This window comes from Campylobacter sp. CNRCH_2007_0968H (assembly GCF_025773245.1).
Lineage (GTDB): Bacteria > Campylobacterota > Campylobacteria > Campylobacterales > Campylobacteraceae > Campylobacter_D > Campylobacter_D lari_D.
Genome location: NZ_JAKMTQ010000005.1, coordinates 80,814 through 95,677 on the forward strand (window position 1 = coordinate 80,814; position 14,864 = coordinate 95,677).

Here is a 14,864-nt window from a genome sequence, read left to right on the forward strand (position 1 = left end):
AATTTTTAGCAAATTTTAAAGCCCTCATCGTCAAATTCTAAAAGCTCAACTCTAAATTTAGCAAATTTATTTTTGATTTTTTCTTTGATTTGTTTAGCATCATCTTTATAAGCTAGAGTGAAAAAACTCGAACCTGAGCCTGAAAGCGTGCTCATGAGAGCATTATTATCTAAAGCTAATTTTTGTACTTCAAAAAGCTCAGGTAAAAGTTTCATTCTTTGATTTTGATGAAGTTTATCTAAACTTGCATATTTTAATAAATCATATTTTTTCTCTAAAAAGCAAGCAGTTAAAAATGAAGCATGACAAAGATTAAAAACAGCATCTTCTAGATTAATTTTTTTAGCTAAAACTGTTCTTGATTTTTGAGTATTCATCGCTACATTTGGTATAGTTATAACAGCTTGTAAGTCTTTATCTACTTCTTTTTTTATAGCTAAGACTTTTTGATTGTGATTTAATGCACACACAAAACCTCCAAGAGCTGCTGGAGCTATGTTATCTGGATGATTTTCATATTTTAAAGCTTCATTTAAAATGATATTTTTATCTGCTTTAAATCCGCTTAATTCATAAGCACAAGCAATAGCTCCAATTATTACAGCAGAAGAACTTCCCATACCTCTTGCTAAAGGGATATTATTTTGAAAAACAAAACGAAAATTATCTTTTTTACCGCTAAGTCTTTGATAAATTTCATAAAAAATATTAACAAAAGTATTATTTTTTTTAAGATAGATATTATTTTCACCTTCTCCATGTATGTTAATACTAAAAAATTTAGATTTTTCAACTATAGTTTGATTAAAATGTTTTAAACTCAAGCCCAAACAATCAAAACCAGGACCTAAATTTGCACTTGTCGCAGGAACTAAAATTTTCATTTTTTACCTTAATTAATTGCATCTAAAACATAAAAAGGTGTATTTTCTTTGCTTAAATTTAAACCTTTTAAACTTTGAGGCATAAAAAAACTTCCTGCTTGTGTCTTCTCTAAAATAATTTCACCATTGTCTTTTTTTACAAAACATAAATGTTTGTTTGCAGGTACAGGAGTGTTGTTATTTAACTCAAAAGCACCGATTGCTTTTAAAGGAATGTTTTTGACTATGGCTAATGTCTCAAAAGAAACATAAGAAATCTTTATACCCATGTAAGAACCTGGCCCATGTACATAAATAAGCTTTTCAAACTCATATTGTGAAAGTAATTCTTGCAATATTTTTGGTAAAACCTCGCTAACTTTTAAATCACTTTCAATGGTATTTAACAATAAATCATTTTCATAAATACCAAGCATTAAAGGTTTTGCTATGGCATTTAAAAGCAAAGTAACCTTTTTTATGCAAAAACCTTTTCGTAAACCTTATGTGTGCTTTTTTCTAAGCTTACCACTTCATAGGTACTAGGATCTTTTAAAAGTTCTTTAGTTAAAAGATGATTAAGCTTGTGTGAACCTGCATAAGAAGTATAATCTCCAAAAACTCTACATCCAAGCAAGGTTAAATCCCCAATAGCGTCTAAAATTTTATGACGCACAAATTCATCCTTAAAGCGCAAACCTTCAGGATTTAAAATACGATTATCATCAATCACAACAGCATTTTCTAGGCTTCCACCAAGACCTAAATTCATAGCTCTTAAAGCTTGAACATCTTTTAAAAATCCAAAAGTTCTTGCTCTTGCTATTTGCTCTATGTAGTTTTGTTTGCTAAATTCAAAACAATAATTTTGTTTGCCTATAATAGGATTATCAAATTCGATTGTATAGTTTATAATAGGCATATCCGTAGGACTTAAACGCACAAATTTATTGCCTTCTTTTACTTCTACACTTTTTTTAATCACTAAAATTTTTTTTGCCGCATCAAGCTCTTTTATACCTGCTTCTTCAAGCATCATACAAAAACCTATACTGCTACCATCCATTACAGGAGCTTCGTTTGCGTCTAAAACTATACGCACATTATCAATACCATAAGCATTAATTGCGCTCATTAAATGTTCTATAGTAGAAACATAACCCCTATGATCGCCTATTACAGTAGCCATTTGTGTATCGATGACATTTTCAGGCTTTGCTTCATAAGAAATTCCCAAATCACTTCTATAAAACACTATACCACTACCAGCTTCTAATGGCTCTAATTTTATACTAATAGGCTCACCCTTGTGCAAACCTATACCAACACCTTTAACTTCTTTTGCTATTGTTGTTTGATTCATTTTTATTCACTCAAAATTCTTTTTTTGCTTGATTCTAATACATTATAGATATTTTCTTTTATCCATTTTGCATCTTGCCATTGCTCAGGACGCACTTCAACACCTTGCACCAAAACACCAAAATGCACATGATCTCCAAGCGCTAAGCCTGTAGTGCCTGTAGTGCCTATAACATCACCTGCTCTAACTCTATCGCCCACATTTACATCCACATTAGTGCAATGTCCATAAAGAGTATAAATCCCAAAACCATGATAAATAATAATATTTAGTCCATAAATTCCATTTTCTTGTACAAATACCACTTCACCATCATTATTGCTAATGATAGGCGCTTCTTTTACACTTGCTAAATCAAGCCCCATGTGATAAGAGCTACTAAATGCTTGATTATTATAAGAATAAAACCTATGATCAGCATAATCAGCTACTTTTTGGCCATTTTTTAAAGGCTTGAAAAGATTGACTTTAAAATTATTAATCATAGTATCAGGAACTTTACTCGTAATATCATGAATGATAACTTCATTAGAAGCTCTTAAGTCCTCATTAACAAATTTAAATTTTTCTAGCCTGCTTAACTCTCTGTCTTTTGGAGCATATTTTTGTGCTAAAAATTCAATCTTTCCATCTAAAAATCTATCACTTACTTTTATATTTGATACACGGTATTTTTTATTGGTAAAATAATATCTAATTCTTTGTTTGTTTACATTACCTGCTTTATCTACTGCTACTACATAAGCTCTAAAATGCTCATCGGTTGCCTCCCAAGGAATCAAAGCAGCATAATATCCTTCTTTCACATAAGGAGTTGCTTTAAAAATTTTGTCTTTATCAGTTGTGACATAAACTTCTTGTAAATTCTCATCACTTGCTTTAAATACCACACTACCTACTCCACCTTGTTCGATTTGATAAGAATTGTCTAAAATTTCTACAAATGGTTTTTTGGTATCAATGATAACTTTCACTTCTTTAAGCGCTTGATTTCCTAAAAAGAAATTCCAAAAACTACTATCACTTGCTTCTATTACAAGCTTATAAGAATCAACATTTTCTTTATAAGCTGGTTTTGGTAGTTTTAAATCAAAATGGACACTTTTTTTATTACCTTTAACATGTTCATTAACAAGCATTTCACCATTTAATTCATTTGCTTTAAATAGTGTGACTTTAACATCTTTTAAAACGCTTTCATCGCTTATTTCTATAGATATAGGATCTGTTAAATTGCTATAAATAATATCTGATTTTGTTTGGATTAATGGAGGATTTTTTTCAAACAGCTTTGTATTTAACACAAAAACCCCAAAGGCTAAAAGTATTAAAAAAACTAGAAAAATCCATTTTTTATTTGATCTTTTACGCGTAAAAACCATATTCTCCACTTTCATTGTATAATTTTTGTAAAAATATATTATGCTTTAGCAAATTAAGAGTAAATTATAAAAAATTTTACAAAATTTCTCTTAACTTATTTGCGCTTTTAATCCAAGCTTCAAGTTCATTTATATCACATTTTTCTATCATTTTTTTACACTCTTGTAATTCTTTTTGAAATAAATCAATAGAATTTAATAAATTTTGTTTGTTTTGTTCAAAAATACCACTCCACATTTGAGGGTTTGATTTTGCAATTCTACACATATCTTTAAAAGAAGGACCTCCTAGGTGGGCTATATTTTTTTTATTTTCTTCTTTCATTACAAAATTTGCCAAGGAAAAACTAATCACATGCGGTAAGTGTGAAATGATAGAAGCATGATGATCATGTGAAATACTATCCATAAATACAAGCTTCATTCCTAAATCTGAAAAAATTTCTATAGCTCTTTTTTGATGGATATGATCAGCATTTTGCACATCACATAAAACACAAACTGCATTTTTATATAAGTCTTTTATAGCTGCATTTGGACCGCTATTTTCTGTTCCTGCCATAGGATGAGCTGCGATAAATTGACTTTGTAAATCAGATGGTAAATTTTTAATAATTTCTTCTTTTGTACTTCCAAGCTCAATGATAGTGCAATCTTTAGAAATATTTTGAAATTCTTTTAAAATTTTTACAATAGCTCTTACAGGGATAGCTAAAAAAATTACATCACATTTTTTTAACTCTTCAAATGAAACAATTTTATCTATTAATTTTAGCTCTAGCGCGATTTGTTCAAATTCTTTGTTTATATCATATCCGCAAACTAAATCTATTAATTTATTCTCTCTTAAGCTAAGGCCCAAAGATCCACCTATTAAGCCAAGTCCGATTATACCTACTTTCATAAATTTTCCTTAAAAAGCATTAGTTAAAAATATTTTGGTATTATAACGATTTTGTATATAAAAATTTAGGTAAAATGATGAAAAAATGGTTTGTTTTCTTTGCACTCTCAAGTTCTTTATGTGCAGCTACGATTAAAGATATCAAATTTGAAGGCTTATCGCAACTTTCTAAAGAAAGTGCTATTGCGATTTCTAAATTAAAAATAGGACAAAAAATCGACCCTGCTAGTATAGACATAGCGATTAAAAACCTTTTTGATAGAAATTATTTTAAAGATATAGTAGTAGAAGAAAAAAATGGGGTGCTAACTTTTAAAGTAATAGAAAAACCTTCCATTGGAAAAATAGATATTCAAGGTATAGCAAGTAACGATAGAAAACAAATAGAAAGCCTTGTTGGTTTAAAACCTGGAATTTTATATGATGAAAATTCAGCTAAAGACGCAGCTGAAAAAATCAAACTTTTTTATCAAGCCAAAGGTTTTTATGATACTGTTGTAGAAATCAAAGATGAAAAATTAAGTAATTCAAGCTCATTAAAACTTACTTTTGTTGTAAATCGTGGGGAAAATATCATCATAGAAAAAGTACATTTAAGTGGTGCAAAAAATTTAAGTTATTCAGATATTGAACCTGCGGTAGCAAATAAACAAAGAGAAGCCCTAGGCTGGATGTGGGGCTTTAACGATGGTAAGCTTAAAATCTTTGATCTTGCAAATGATAGCTCAAGAATTTCAGATGTATATTTAAAAGAAGGTTATCTTGATGTGAGCGTATCTCCTGCTTTTTTAAATACTTATACAGATACTTATCAAGCTGATTTAACTTATTTTATCAACGAGGGTGAGGTTTATAAAGTTAAAGGGATTAAAATTTTTAATCCTATTTTTAGTGATGAAGAAAATGAAGCTTTAGTAAATGATTTAAAATTAAGTGTTGGAAAAATAGTTAATATAGAAAAACTAAGAGAAGATATAAAAACTATAGAAACAAAAACAGCTGATTTGGGTTATGCTTTTGTACAGGTTATACCTGATATACAAAAAGATAAAGAAAACCATGAAGCTATGATTATTTTTAAAGTCATACCTAATGAAAAAGTATATGTTAGAAATGTTGAAATTTCAGGTAATACTAAAACAGTTGATAGGGTTATTCGTAGAGAGCTTTATCTAACCGAAGGCAATCTTTACAATAGAACTGATTTAATAGACTCAAGAAATGCTCTAAGAAGAACTGCATATTTTGAAAATGTAGATATTAAAGAACAAAGAGTAGATGATACGCATATTGATTTGATAGTAGAAGTCAAAGAAGCTTCAACTGGAGCTATTTCAGGTGGTATTGGTTATGGAACTAGTGATGGAATTTTACTTAGTGCTTCATTATCTGATGCAAATATCTTAGGCTCTGGCATGAAAGGAAGTGTAAGTATAGACAAAGGCGATGATACACTTTCAGGTAGAATATCTTTAAGAAATCCTAGAGTAAATGATAGTGATTATTCTCTTGGAGGATCATTATATTCAGATCGTTTAGAATGGGATAGTTATGATGAGAGAAACTATGGTTTTGATATAAGTGTTGGTAAAACTTTGGGAAGATATACAAGCATAGATTTAACTTACAATCTTGAACAAAGTGATATTTATCATTTGAGTGATCGCTTAATCGCTCAAGGATATAAACTTGGTAAAACTTACAAAAGTTCTATCACTCCTTCAATAGTATTTAACAATACAGATGATTATTATCTACCAAGATCAGGTTTTATCGCTTCAACCTCACTTGAATATGCAGGCTTAGGTGGAGATCAAGAATTCATAAGCTCTACTACTAAATTTAATTATTATCAAGGCTTAGAAGAATTTATAGGTTGGGATTTGATTTATCGCTATAAAGCAAGTTTTTATAAGGTATGGGATCAAGGTTATTTACCTATCAATGAAAAATTATACCTTGGAGGCATAGGAACTATTAGAGGTTTTGATAGAAGAAGCGTGAGTCCTAAAAACGAATGGGGTGATGAAACAGGTGGTACAGTGGCTTTTGCAAATTCTGTAGAGCTTAGCTTTCCAATCTTTGATAGAATCAAACTAAGAGGAAGTGTGTTTTTTGACTATGGTGCCATAGGAGAAAGTTCTTTAAGTCAAATTCAAAGATGGAGCACAGGTGTTGGCTTTGAGTGGCTAACCCCACTAGGTGCTTTAAATTTAGTTTTTGCTAAACCATTTAACACTAATTCAAAAGACGACTTAAGCAAATTCGAGTTTATGTTGGGTGCAAGATTTTAAAAATACTAAAATCTTGCTATAATTTTGAAATTTTATTTTAGGTAGAGATAATGAATTTTTTAGATATTTTTTCTAGTATAAGACGCAAACAAGCCGCTCCAAGCGAAGCTCCAAATCACTGGGTAAAATGTAATTCTTGTCATGCGTTAATGTATTATAAAGAAATAGAAACTTGTTATAATGTTTGTCCTAAATGTAATTTTCATATGAGATTAAATCCTTTAAAACGTATCGAGCTACTTAGTGATGAAGATACTTTTGTAGAAATGGATAAAGATTTACATGCGATTGATCCGCTTAAATTTGTTGATAGTAAATCATATAAAAAAAGATTAGCAGAAAATGAAGAAAAAACAGGAAGAAAAAGCGCTATAATAAGCGGCGAGTGCAATATAGATGGCATTAAAACTCAATTAGTTGTTTTTGATTTTTCTTTCATGGGTGGAAGTTTGGGCTCAGTAGAAGGTGAAAAAATTCTTAGAGCTATTGAAAGAGCGATTGAGAAAAAAACTCCTGTTGTTATAGTGAGCGCAAGTGGTGGAGCTAGAATGCAAGAAAGCACTTATTCTTTAATGCAAATGAGCAAAACAAGTGCAGCATTAAAGCTATTAGCAGAAGAAAAGCTTCCCTATATTTCTGTCTTAACTGATCCAACTATGGGTGGGGTGAGCGCATCGTTTGCTTGGCTTGGAGATATCATTATGGCTGAACCTGGTGCCCTAGTAGGCTTTGCAGGAGCTAGAGTTATCAAACAAACTATAGGTGCTGATTTACCAGAAGGCTTTCAAAAGGCCGAATTTTTACTTGAACATGGATTAATTGATGCTATTGTAGAAAGAAGTGAACATAAAAAATTTATAGCAGATTTTTTAAGATTTTTTTCTAAAAATTAAAAATGCATATTAATCTTTTAAGCATTCAAAAAAACAATAATAATGAATTTAGTAAAATAGATGAGCACTACACCAAGCTCATCAAAAAATTTTGCAATTTTAATGATATTTGTATTTTTAACAATAAAATTAATTTAGCACAAAATACCAATACCATAGAAGCAAAAAAATCTTATACAAACGCGCTAAATCCTTATAAAAAAGGTTTTTGCATAGCTTTAGATGAAAAGGGTAGAGAGCTTACAAGTGTAGAATTTGCTAAATTATTACAAGATAAAAATGAAATTTCTTTTTTTATAGGTGGCGCTTATGGCCTTGAAAAAGAATTCATCGCACAAATGCATACAAGCATAGCTCTTAGCAAAATGACTTTAGTGCATAAATTTGCTAAAACCATGCTTTTAGAACAAATTTATCGTGCATTTTGCATTAATACAAATCATCCATACCACAAATAGGAGCATTTATGCAAGAGTTAAATCTTGAAGAATTTAAAAATATATTACTTCAAAGACAAAAAGAAATTTTACAAGAACTTCAAGGTAATATAGACAATATCCATGATCTGCAAGATAGTGAACCAAGAGATGAAGTTGATTTACAGCAAATTGACAACAGCTCACATATTGACTTAAAAATCAATGAAAATTTAAAAACAGAATTAGAAGAAATTAAACATTCATTAAGCAAAATAGATAACAATACTTATGGAATTTGTGAGTATTGTGATGAAGATATACATCCTGAAAGACTCAAAGTAAAACCTCACGCAAAATATTGTATAAATTGTCGTGAAAACTTAGAAAAAAGGAAAGAATTATGAAAGTAAAATTATTTTTCTTTGCAAGTTTAGTTTATCTTTTAATCGTAGCAGCCTTAGTTTATAATCTAAATTTGGGAAATTACACTTTCACAATTTCTACTTTTGAGCTAAATTTACCTATCAGCTTGTGGGTAATTTTACCTGCATTTATTTTGATGGTTTTAGCTTTATTGCATATGAGTTTTTATGGCTTTTTAAAACATTTACAATACAAAAATCTTATTAAAGATAGCAAAAATTATGAAAATTTTTTAATTGATGTATTTTTGAAAAAAATAAGCAAAATTAAATTTAAAACTCAAGAATTTCAAGATATAGCCAAAAACACTCAAGCTCTTTATTTTAAAGAAAAAAATCAAAATACAAAAATAGATGATATTATAAATATTTTAGAGCAGTTAGACAAAAAGGAATTTGTGGAATTAAAAAAATACAAACTCGATCCACATAATGAAATTTTCATTTTAAATGAAAAAAATCATTTCCAAAAAGATAGCGACTATGCTTTTTCTTTTATTAAAAATAAAGAAACTCTGACAAATGAATTAGAAAATTTTGCTTATAAAATGGTATTAGATAATGCACCTTATAGCCAAATTAAAACACTAAAAATACAAAAAAATCAAGATGATATTTTATTACTTTTGGATAGATTTGAAAAAGAAAATTTGGAATTAAATCATGCTGAAATCGAAGTTTTGCTTAGCATGAATACCTTAGATGATAAGTCATATTTACAATGCACAAAAATACTTTGTAAAAAAATAGAGCCTCAAATATTAATTGCTTTATTTAAAAAGTTAAAAGATAGTCATTCTCAAGCTTTAAGAGCTTATCTTTATACTTTAGCAGAATTTGGTATGTATGATGAATTGCTTAATGAATTAGGAAATGATCAAAACGAACATAAGGATTTTAGACTCTTGCTCTTTTTAAGAGAACATAATAAAAAAATAGAACTCGAAAAATTTATACAATGATAGATTTTAGTAAAAAACCTTTGTTTTTAGCTCCTATGGCAGGTTTTTCAGACTTGCCTTTGAGAAATTTAGTTAAACAATTTGGGGCTGATGTAACAATTAGTGAGATGATAAGTTCTAATGCTTTAGTGTATGAAAGCTCAAAAACTCTTAAAATGTTGGAAAAAGCTGAACTTGAGAATCCTTATATAGTTCAAATTGCAGGCTCGGATGAAAGTGTGATTCAAAGAGCGGTAGAAATATTAAATCGTTTTGATTTTATAGATGGGATTGATTTTAATTGCGGCTGTCCTGTAAATAAAGTTATAAAACAATGTGCAGGTAGTGCTCTTTTGCAAGATCTTGATAAATTGCAAAGAATTTTAGAACTTATCAAAAAAACAAGTAATAAAAAGCTAACTAGTGTCAAAGTAAGATTAGGGTTTGAAAAAAAAGATCCTATTACCATTGCTAAAGCATGTGAAAATGCTGGGGTAGATTTTATCAGTATGCATGGTCGCACTAGAAAACAAATGTATAGTGGAAATTCTGATTATGAAGCTATAGCTTTAGCTAAAGAAAATATCAAAATTCCTTTAGTTGCAAATGGCGATATTAGCACAGAAAATGCTAAAGAAGTTTTTAAAATAACAAATTGTGATGCATTGATGATAGGGCGTGCAAGCATAGGAAAACCTTGGATATTTCACGAGGTAAAAACTGGCAAAAAAATCGATAAAATTTTAAAAAACAAAATCATCTTTACACATTTTGAAGAAATGCTAAAACATTACAAAGAACAAGGTATAAGCATATTTAGAAAGCACTTACATGAATATTCTAAAGGCTATGAAGATGCTTCAAATTTTAGAGATTGTGTTAATCGCATTAATGATGCAGAAATTATGCGAAAATATATGCAAGAATTTTTCAATAAGGAATGATTTTTGCTTGTAAAATTCTAAGCAATATGAATGAAGAGATACCATAAAACAAGGAAGGTTCATGGCAGCTCATATCAATTCAAAAGGGATTTACAAAGCATTAGGTGGCATTAGAACAAGTGCAAATAATCTAGCAGCACATGCTTCAAAGCTTAACAATCAAAGTTTAAATTTCGAGCAAGTTTTACAACAAACACAACCAAAATGTATAAGCACTTGCTTACAAAGCTCCCAAAAACAACTTGGAAATTTGCTTGAAGATATTAAAAATAGCAAGGAAGCTATTATAAAAAATACACATATTGATAGTGCAAATATCATCGCAAAATTAAGACAAGAGGCTATTATGATGTATGATATTACTCTTAAAAACCCTCTTTAATGATTTTATATAAATTATCAATATATTCATCGCTAAAATGCGATGAATTAAAATTTTCATAAAATTTTGCAAGATCTTTAGCTTTAAACTCATAGCCAAAAGCACATTTTTTATGCGCAGGCAAAAAAGCCCTTACCAATACAACATCTTCTTTTATACACTCATCACACAAAAAGCAAATAAAATCCTTATGCAAGCGTCCTTCAAAGCTTAGAATCTTTAAATAAGCATCCACAATCACACGCTTGCAATCTTGTTTTTCAAAACGCTTAGCACAATCTTCTAAAAGCTCAAAATAAAAACTATCAATCTCCTCAACATCTTTTAAATGCCAATAAAAAAGCCTGATAAATTCTTGCCAAAAAAACATTTTTTCTCTATCTAAAACCCAAGAAAATCCAATGTGTAAAACATCTTTTAAGCGCGGTAAAAATCTTGAACTTTCCTCAAGTTCAAAATCAATCTTATATCCATTTAGAATATTAGAATGTCTCATTCCGTAAAATCTATAACTTTTAATAACTTTTTTGGCGCTTAAAAGATAAACAATCAAATCCTCATCTTTTACGCTCTGAGTGTGCAAAATAAAGCCTTGCATCTATAAAAGCTCTATACCATAAGCTTGTAAAATTTCATAAGCACTATTTTCTAAAGATTCATTAAAACTTGCAGTAGCATTTTTATGTAAAATAATTTTAGAATTAGGCGTGGCGCTTTGAGCTAAAATAATATTACTAAATACACAAATATGCGAAACCAAACCACAAAATTCTATACTTTCATAATGATTTTGTTTTAAAAAATTAGCCAATTCTAAACTACCAAAAGCATTCTTATAAAAGATTTTTTTTGCATTTTTTAAATACACATCAAAATCACTTGGCATTTGCCAACCAAAAGTATCTTTAATACAATGATAAATAGGCAGTTTTTTTCCTTCTTGGGTTTTTAAATAGCTCTCATCATGCGTATCAAAAGTAAAAACAACATCACCTTGATGATTTTTTAAAAGAGTAAGAATATTATCTTTTATCTTGGTAGCTTTTTCAAAACCTAAGCTACCATCGATAAAATCATTTTGATAATCAACTATAATTAAAAGTTTAGTCATTATCCTTAACCATGAAAAAACTATCCGTGTGGATATTTTCAAATGCAGTTTTTAAGCTCGTAAATAATTTTGGATTTTCTTTTTCTAAATTTGCTAAAAGCTGTTTAGCTTCTTCTCTAGCATGAGGAAATTTTACATTTTTTTCACTTAATTTCATACCAGGACAAAATTCATTACCAATTACTTCTAATTCATTATTAATAGCATTTTCTCTTAATTGCCTTTCTCTTACAAAAATCAAAGGACGGATGACTTCTATACCTCTTTTACTTTTATATTTTGGCGCTAAACTTCTAAGAGCACCATTATAAATGAAATTCATAAAAAAACTCTCTACTGCATCATCTAAATGATGAGCTATGGCTAACTTATTAAAACCATTTTCTAAGGCGTAAGTATATAAAGCTCCACGTCTCATTCTTGAAAAATAGCTACAAAAGCTTGAATTTTTTCTAATGGTATCACCTGAAATTTCATAAATATTAGAATCAATAACCTCATGGTCAATACTATGTTCTTTGCAGTGATTATGAAGTTTGGTGTAATCTTCACCCATGCCATAACTTAAAGTTACTGCTTTAAGTTCAAATTTAAAAGGTGCATGTGCTTGCATACGCTTTAAAAGATGAGCTAGAGCTAGAGAGTCTTTCCCGCCACTAAGTCCTAATAAAACTTTATCATTATCTTCTATTAAGGAAAACTTAGCATTTGCTTTTGCAACTTCTCTGATTAGTCTTTTGCTAAGATTTATCATAATTTCTCACAAATTTTTAAAACAAAATTAGCTGAAATTTTAGCGGATTTTTCTACAAACTCATCAAAGTCAAATTCAGCTTTTTCACCTGCCTTATCACTCATTGATCTTAAAACCAAACATGGAATTTTTAAAGCATCACATACCAAAGCCACACTAGCTCCTTCCATTTCACAAGCATCTGCATTAAAAATTTCTCTAATTTTTGCTTTTTTATTCTCATCACAAATAAATTCATCACCCGTAGCGATAATACCTGATTGTAATTTAACACCAAGTTCTTTAGCAACCTCTATGGCAAGATTATTAAGCTTATCGTCTGTTTTTATAAAAATTTCATTACCAGGAACATAACCGAGCGGATGTCCAAAAGCTGTAATATCTAAATCATATTGAGCTAATTTTGTAGCATAGATTAAATCCCCTATTTCCAAACTAGGATTAAAAGCACCAGCCACTCCTGTAAAAAGCATAAGTTCAGCTTTAAATTTTTCTATCATAATAGTCGCACTAAGAGTGGAATTTACTTTCCCTATCTTAGAATAAGCGATGATTAATTCATGATTTTTGTATTTTGCAATATAATAAGTATTATTTGCATATTCAATTGTTTGATATTCTTTTAATGTTTCGAGTAAAGGAGTAACCTCTTCGGGCATAGCTCCTAAAATAGCTATTTTCATTTAATCACCTTTAGAATTTCATCAATATCTTCTATTTTACTTAAAGCATAAGTTTCTTTTTGAGTGATTTTTTTATTTAAGCCCTTTAGCACGCTCGCACCAAATTCTATATAAAAATCCACTTCATTATCTATTGTTTTAATGCTTTGCTTATAAAGAACAGGCTTTATAAGTTGCTCGCTTAAAAGTGTTAAAGCTTGAGTTTTATCACTATATATTTTTGCATTTACATTTGAAACTACACTTTTAAAATCATCTTTTAACACAAGCTCTAGTTCTTTTGTAAGTTTTAAAGACGCATTTTTTAATAATGGACAATGGCTTGCAACACTCATATTCAAAAGCATAGCTCTTTTAGCTCCTGCATTCTTAAACTCACTCTCATAAGAAGCTAAATCAGGCTTTAAGCCCGCTACTACAATCTGTCCTTCACAATTATAATTAGCTGCAAAAATACTTTTTTGCTCACTTAATGCCTTTTGACAAAGTTCTTCTACTACTTTATCTTCAAGTCCTAAAACCACCATCATACCAGCTTCGATTTTAGAGCAATCCTCCTGCATAAATTGGCCACGCTTGTTAACAAGTGCTATAACATCTAAAAAGTCAAATGCACCTTGAGTCGCTAAAGCACTAAATTCTCCTAGTGAATGGCCTAAACTATACTTAGCTTCTATACTAGCTTGCTCTTTTAAAGCTTCATAAGCCATTAGTGAGTTTAACACTATGGCCATTTGTGTAAATTCGCTTTTATTTAAATTTTCATTTTCCTTAAAAAGCAAATTTTTAAAATCAATTTTACAATAATCACTTGCACAATCTAATAATTCTCTTGCTTTAAGTGAATTCTCATAAAAACTAAGCCCCATACCAACACTTTGAGAGCCTTGACCTGGGAAAATAAATGCACTATTCATTAGTGTCCACCGCAGCAACCGCCACCACCATGTCCGTGGCCACCACAACATCCACCACCATGTCCGTGATGATGATCATGATGATGTCCTCCACCACCACATCCACAACTTCTGCTACCTGCAATAATTCCTGTTAAAATTTCATCTTCACTTGCAGCTCTAACATCTACAATATTAATTGAAAATAACAAGTCTTTTCCTGCGTAAGCATGATTATAATCAATAGTAACTTCATTCTCAGTAATTTCTCTAACAATTACTCTTACTGTATTACCATCTTCGCCTTCGCCAAAAAGCTCCATACCAACTTGCAAATCAATCCCTGCAAATTGTTCTTTTGGTAAAGTTTGCAATGCATTTGCATCATATTCACCCAAAGCATTTTCTTTTTTTATCACAATATCGGCATTACATGGGGCATCAAGTTTTTGAATTTCTTCTTCTAGTCCTTCTAAAATTTGACCCTTACCTAAAATAAAAGAAATAGGTTCAGCATAAATATTTGATTCTAAAACTTCATTTGTGTTTGCATCTTTTAACTCATAAAACATTGAAACTACACTATTTTTTTCTATAGCCATTTTATCTCCTT

General features: G+C 29.8%; 18 protein-coding genes. 7 read left to right on the forward strand and 11 right to left on the reverse strand.

Features of this window, described 5'->3' with window-relative positions; translation table 11 throughout:
* Positions 1-5: 5 nt before the first annotated feature.
* The 5 genes from thrB to L8Y18_RS04120 form a co-directional block, all read right to left on the reverse strand.
* Positions 6-884, reverse strand: coding sequence for a homoserine kinase (gene thrB / locus L8Y18_RS04100; protein WP_133319641.1), 879 nt, complete (start codon positions 882-884; stop codon positions 6-8).
* A gap of 8 nt (positions 885-892) precedes the next feature.
* The gene (locus L8Y18_RS04105) at positions 893-1,300 is read right to left on the reverse strand and encodes a tRNA threonylcarbamoyladenosine biosynthesis protein TsaB (protein ID WP_263676343.1); all 408 of its coding nucleotides are present in this window, start codon (positions 1,298-1,300) and stop codon (positions 893-895) included.
* A 41-nt stretch (positions 1,301-1,341) separates the two neighbouring features.
* A complete protein-coding gene (gene lpxC / locus L8Y18_RS04110; RefSeq protein WP_263660735.1) occupies positions 1,342-2,226 on the reverse strand; it encodes a UDP-3-O-acyl-N-acetylglucosamine deacetylase in 885 nt (294 codons plus the stop codon).
* A gap of 2 nt (positions 2,227-2,228) precedes the next feature.
* The gene (locus L8Y18_RS04115; protein WP_263728886.1) at positions 2,229-3,608 is read right to left on the reverse strand and encodes a M23 family metallopeptidase; all 1,380 of its coding nucleotides are present in this window, start codon (positions 3,606-3,608) and stop codon (positions 2,229-2,231) included.
* A gap of 76 nt (positions 3,609-3,684) precedes the next feature.
* Positions 3,685-4,512, reverse strand: a complete 828-nt coding sequence (locus L8Y18_RS04120; protein ID WP_263676314.1) for a prephenate dehydrogenase — start codon at positions 4,510-4,512, stop codon at positions 3,685-3,687.
* A 77-nt stretch (positions 4,513-4,589) separates the two neighbouring features.
* Between L8Y18_RS04120 and bamA the strand changes: the two genes are divergently transcribed.
* From bamA to L8Y18_RS04155, 7 genes are all read left to right on the forward strand, one after another.
* Positions 4,590-6,806: an outer membrane protein assembly factor BamA gene (gene bamA / locus L8Y18_RS04125; RefSeq protein WP_263676315.1), complete on the forward strand. Its 2,217-nt coding sequence runs from the start codon at positions 4,590-4,592 to the stop codon at positions 6,804-6,806.
* A gap of 50 nt (positions 6,807-6,856) precedes the next feature.
* Positions 6,857-7,699 (forward strand): acetyl-CoA carboxylase, carboxyltransferase subunit beta, encoded by an 843-nt coding sequence (gene accD / locus L8Y18_RS04130; protein WP_263660733.1) that lies wholly within the window; start codon positions 6,857-6,859, stop codon positions 7,697-7,699.
* 2 nt (positions 7,700-7,701) lie between these two features.
* A complete protein-coding gene (locus tag L8Y18_RS04135; RefSeq protein ID WP_220566494.1) occupies positions 7,702-8,157 on the forward strand; it encodes a 23S rRNA (pseudouridine(1915)-N(3))-methyltransferase RlmH in 456 nt (151 codons plus the stop codon).
* An 8-nt stretch (positions 8,158-8,165) separates the two neighbouring features.
* A complete protein-coding gene (gene dksA / locus L8Y18_RS04140) occupies positions 8,166-8,522 on the forward strand; it encodes an RNA polymerase-binding protein DksA (RefSeq protein WP_133319649.1) in 357 nt (118 codons plus the stop codon).
* Complete coding sequence (locus tag L8Y18_RS04145; protein WP_220566495.1) at positions 8,519-9,502, forward strand: hypothetical protein; 984 nt, start codon at positions 8,519-8,521, stop codon at positions 9,500-9,502. The genes dksA and L8Y18_RS04145 overlap by 4 nt, the downstream gene beginning before the upstream one ends.
* On the forward strand, positions 9,499-10,425 hold the full coding sequence (locus L8Y18_RS04150) for a tRNA dihydrouridine synthase (protein ID WP_220566496.1): 927 nt from the start codon (positions 9,499-9,501) through the stop codon (positions 10,423-10,425). The genes L8Y18_RS04145 and L8Y18_RS04150 overlap by 4 nt, the downstream gene beginning before the upstream one ends.
* Before the next feature lie 61 nt (positions 10,426-10,486).
* Entirely contained in the window at positions 10,487-10,807 is a 321-nt protein-coding gene (locus L8Y18_RS04155) for a hypothetical protein (RefSeq protein WP_039617382.1), read from the forward strand.
* Here L8Y18_RS04155 and recO read toward each other — a convergent pair.
* From recO to L8Y18_RS04185, 6 genes are read right to left on the reverse strand one after another with little or no spacing between them, the layout of a single operon-like run.
* On the reverse strand, positions 10,791-11,405 hold the full coding sequence (gene recO / locus L8Y18_RS04160) for a recombination protein RecO (RefSeq protein ID WP_263676318.1): 615 nt from the start codon (positions 11,403-11,405) through the stop codon (positions 10,791-10,793). The genes L8Y18_RS04155 and recO overlap by 17 nt on opposite strands.
* Positions 11,406-11,918: a cysteine hydrolase family protein gene (locus L8Y18_RS04165; RefSeq protein WP_263676319.1), complete on the reverse strand. Its 513-nt coding sequence runs from the start codon at positions 11,916-11,918 to the stop codon at positions 11,406-11,408. It abuts the gene before it with no gap.
* On the reverse strand, positions 11,911-12,672 hold the full coding sequence (locus L8Y18_RS04170; RefSeq protein ID WP_263676320.1) for an ATP-binding protein: 762 nt from the start codon (positions 12,670-12,672) through the stop codon (positions 11,911-11,913). Before L8Y18_RS04170 ends, L8Y18_RS04165 begins: the two co-directional genes overlap by 8 nt.
* Positions 12,669-13,355: a 5'-methylthioadenosine/adenosylhomocysteine nucleosidase gene (locus L8Y18_RS04175; protein ID WP_133319656.1), complete on the reverse strand. Its 687-nt coding sequence runs from the start codon at positions 13,353-13,355 to the stop codon at positions 12,669-12,671. Before L8Y18_RS04175 ends, L8Y18_RS04170 begins: the two co-directional genes overlap by 4 nt.
* Entirely contained in the window at positions 13,352-14,272 is a 921-nt protein-coding gene (fabD, locus tag L8Y18_RS04180) for an ACP S-malonyltransferase (RefSeq protein ID WP_263660727.1), read from the reverse strand. The genes L8Y18_RS04175 and fabD overlap by 4 nt, the downstream gene beginning before the upstream one ends.
* The gene (locus L8Y18_RS04185) at positions 14,272-14,853 is read right to left on the reverse strand and encodes an FKBP-type peptidyl-prolyl cis-trans isomerase (RefSeq protein WP_263659718.1); all 582 of its coding nucleotides are present in this window, start codon (positions 14,851-14,853) and stop codon (positions 14,272-14,274) included. Before L8Y18_RS04185 ends, fabD begins: the two co-directional genes overlap by 1 nt.
* Positions 14,854-14,864: the final 11 nt, after the last annotated feature.

Bases quoted from the DNA above. Each gene is read 5' to 3' on its own strand.
- thrB (WP_133319641.1), bottom strand. From the start codon at position 884: ATGAAAATTTTAGTTCCTGCGACAAGTGCAAATTTAGGTCCTGGTTTT.
- L8Y18_RS04105 (WP_263676343.1), bottom strand. From the start codon at position 1,300: ATGCTTGGTATTTATGAAAATGATTTATTGTTAAATACCATTGAAAGT.
- lpxC (WP_263660735.1), bottom strand. From the start codon at position 2,226: ATGAATCAAACAACAATAGCAAAAGAAGTTAAAGGTGTTGGTATAGGT.
- L8Y18_RS04115 (WP_263728886.1), bottom strand. From the start codon at position 3,608: ATGGTTTTTACGCGTAAAAGATCAAATAAAAAATGGATTTTTCTAGTT.
- L8Y18_RS04120 (WP_263676314.1), bottom strand. From the start codon at position 4,512: ATGAAAGTAGGTATAATCGGACTTGGCTTAATAGGTGGATCTTTGGGC.
- bamA (WP_263676315.1), top strand. From the start codon at position 4,590: ATGAAAAAATGGTTTGTTTTCTTTGCACTCTCAAGTTCTTTATGTGCA.
- accD (WP_263660733.1), top strand. From the start codon at position 6,857: ATGAATTTTTTAGATATTTTTTCTAGTATAAGACGCAAACAAGCCGCT.
- L8Y18_RS04135 (WP_220566494.1), top strand. From the start codon at position 7,702: ATGCATATTAATCTTTTAAGCATTCAAAAAAACAATAATAATGAATTT.
- dksA (WP_133319649.1), top strand. From the start codon at position 8,166: ATGCAAGAGTTAAATCTTGAAGAATTTAAAAATATATTACTTCAAAGA.
- L8Y18_RS04145 (WP_220566495.1), top strand. From the start codon at position 8,519: ATGAAAGTAAAATTATTTTTCTTTGCAAGTTTAGTTTATCTTTTAATC.
- L8Y18_RS04150 (WP_220566496.1), top strand. From the start codon at position 9,499: ATGATAGATTTTAGTAAAAAACCTTTGTTTTTAGCTCCTATGGCAGGT.
- L8Y18_RS04155 (WP_039617382.1), top strand. From the start codon at position 10,487: ATGGCAGCTCATATCAATTCAAAAGGGATTTACAAAGCATTAGGTGGC.
- recO (WP_263676318.1), bottom strand. From the start codon at position 11,405: ATGCAAGGCTTTATTTTGCACACTCAGAGCGTAAAAGATGAGGATTTG.
- L8Y18_RS04165 (WP_263676319.1), bottom strand. From the start codon at position 11,918: ATGACTAAACTTTTAATTATAGTTGATTATCAAAATGATTTTATCGAT.
- L8Y18_RS04170 (WP_263676320.1), bottom strand. From the start codon at position 12,672: ATGATAAATCTTAGCAAAAGACTAATCAGAGAAGTTGCAAAAGCAAAT.
- L8Y18_RS04175 (WP_133319656.1), bottom strand. From the start codon at position 13,355: ATGAAAATAGCTATTTTAGGAGCTATGCCCGAAGAGGTTACTCCTTTA.
- fabD (WP_263660727.1), bottom strand. From the start codon at position 14,272: ATGAATAGTGCATTTATTTTCCCAGGTCAAGGCTCTCAAAGTGTTGGT.
- L8Y18_RS04185 (WP_263659718.1), bottom strand. From the start codon at position 14,853: ATGGCTATAGAAAAAAATAGTGTAGTTTCAATGTTTTATGAGTTAAAA.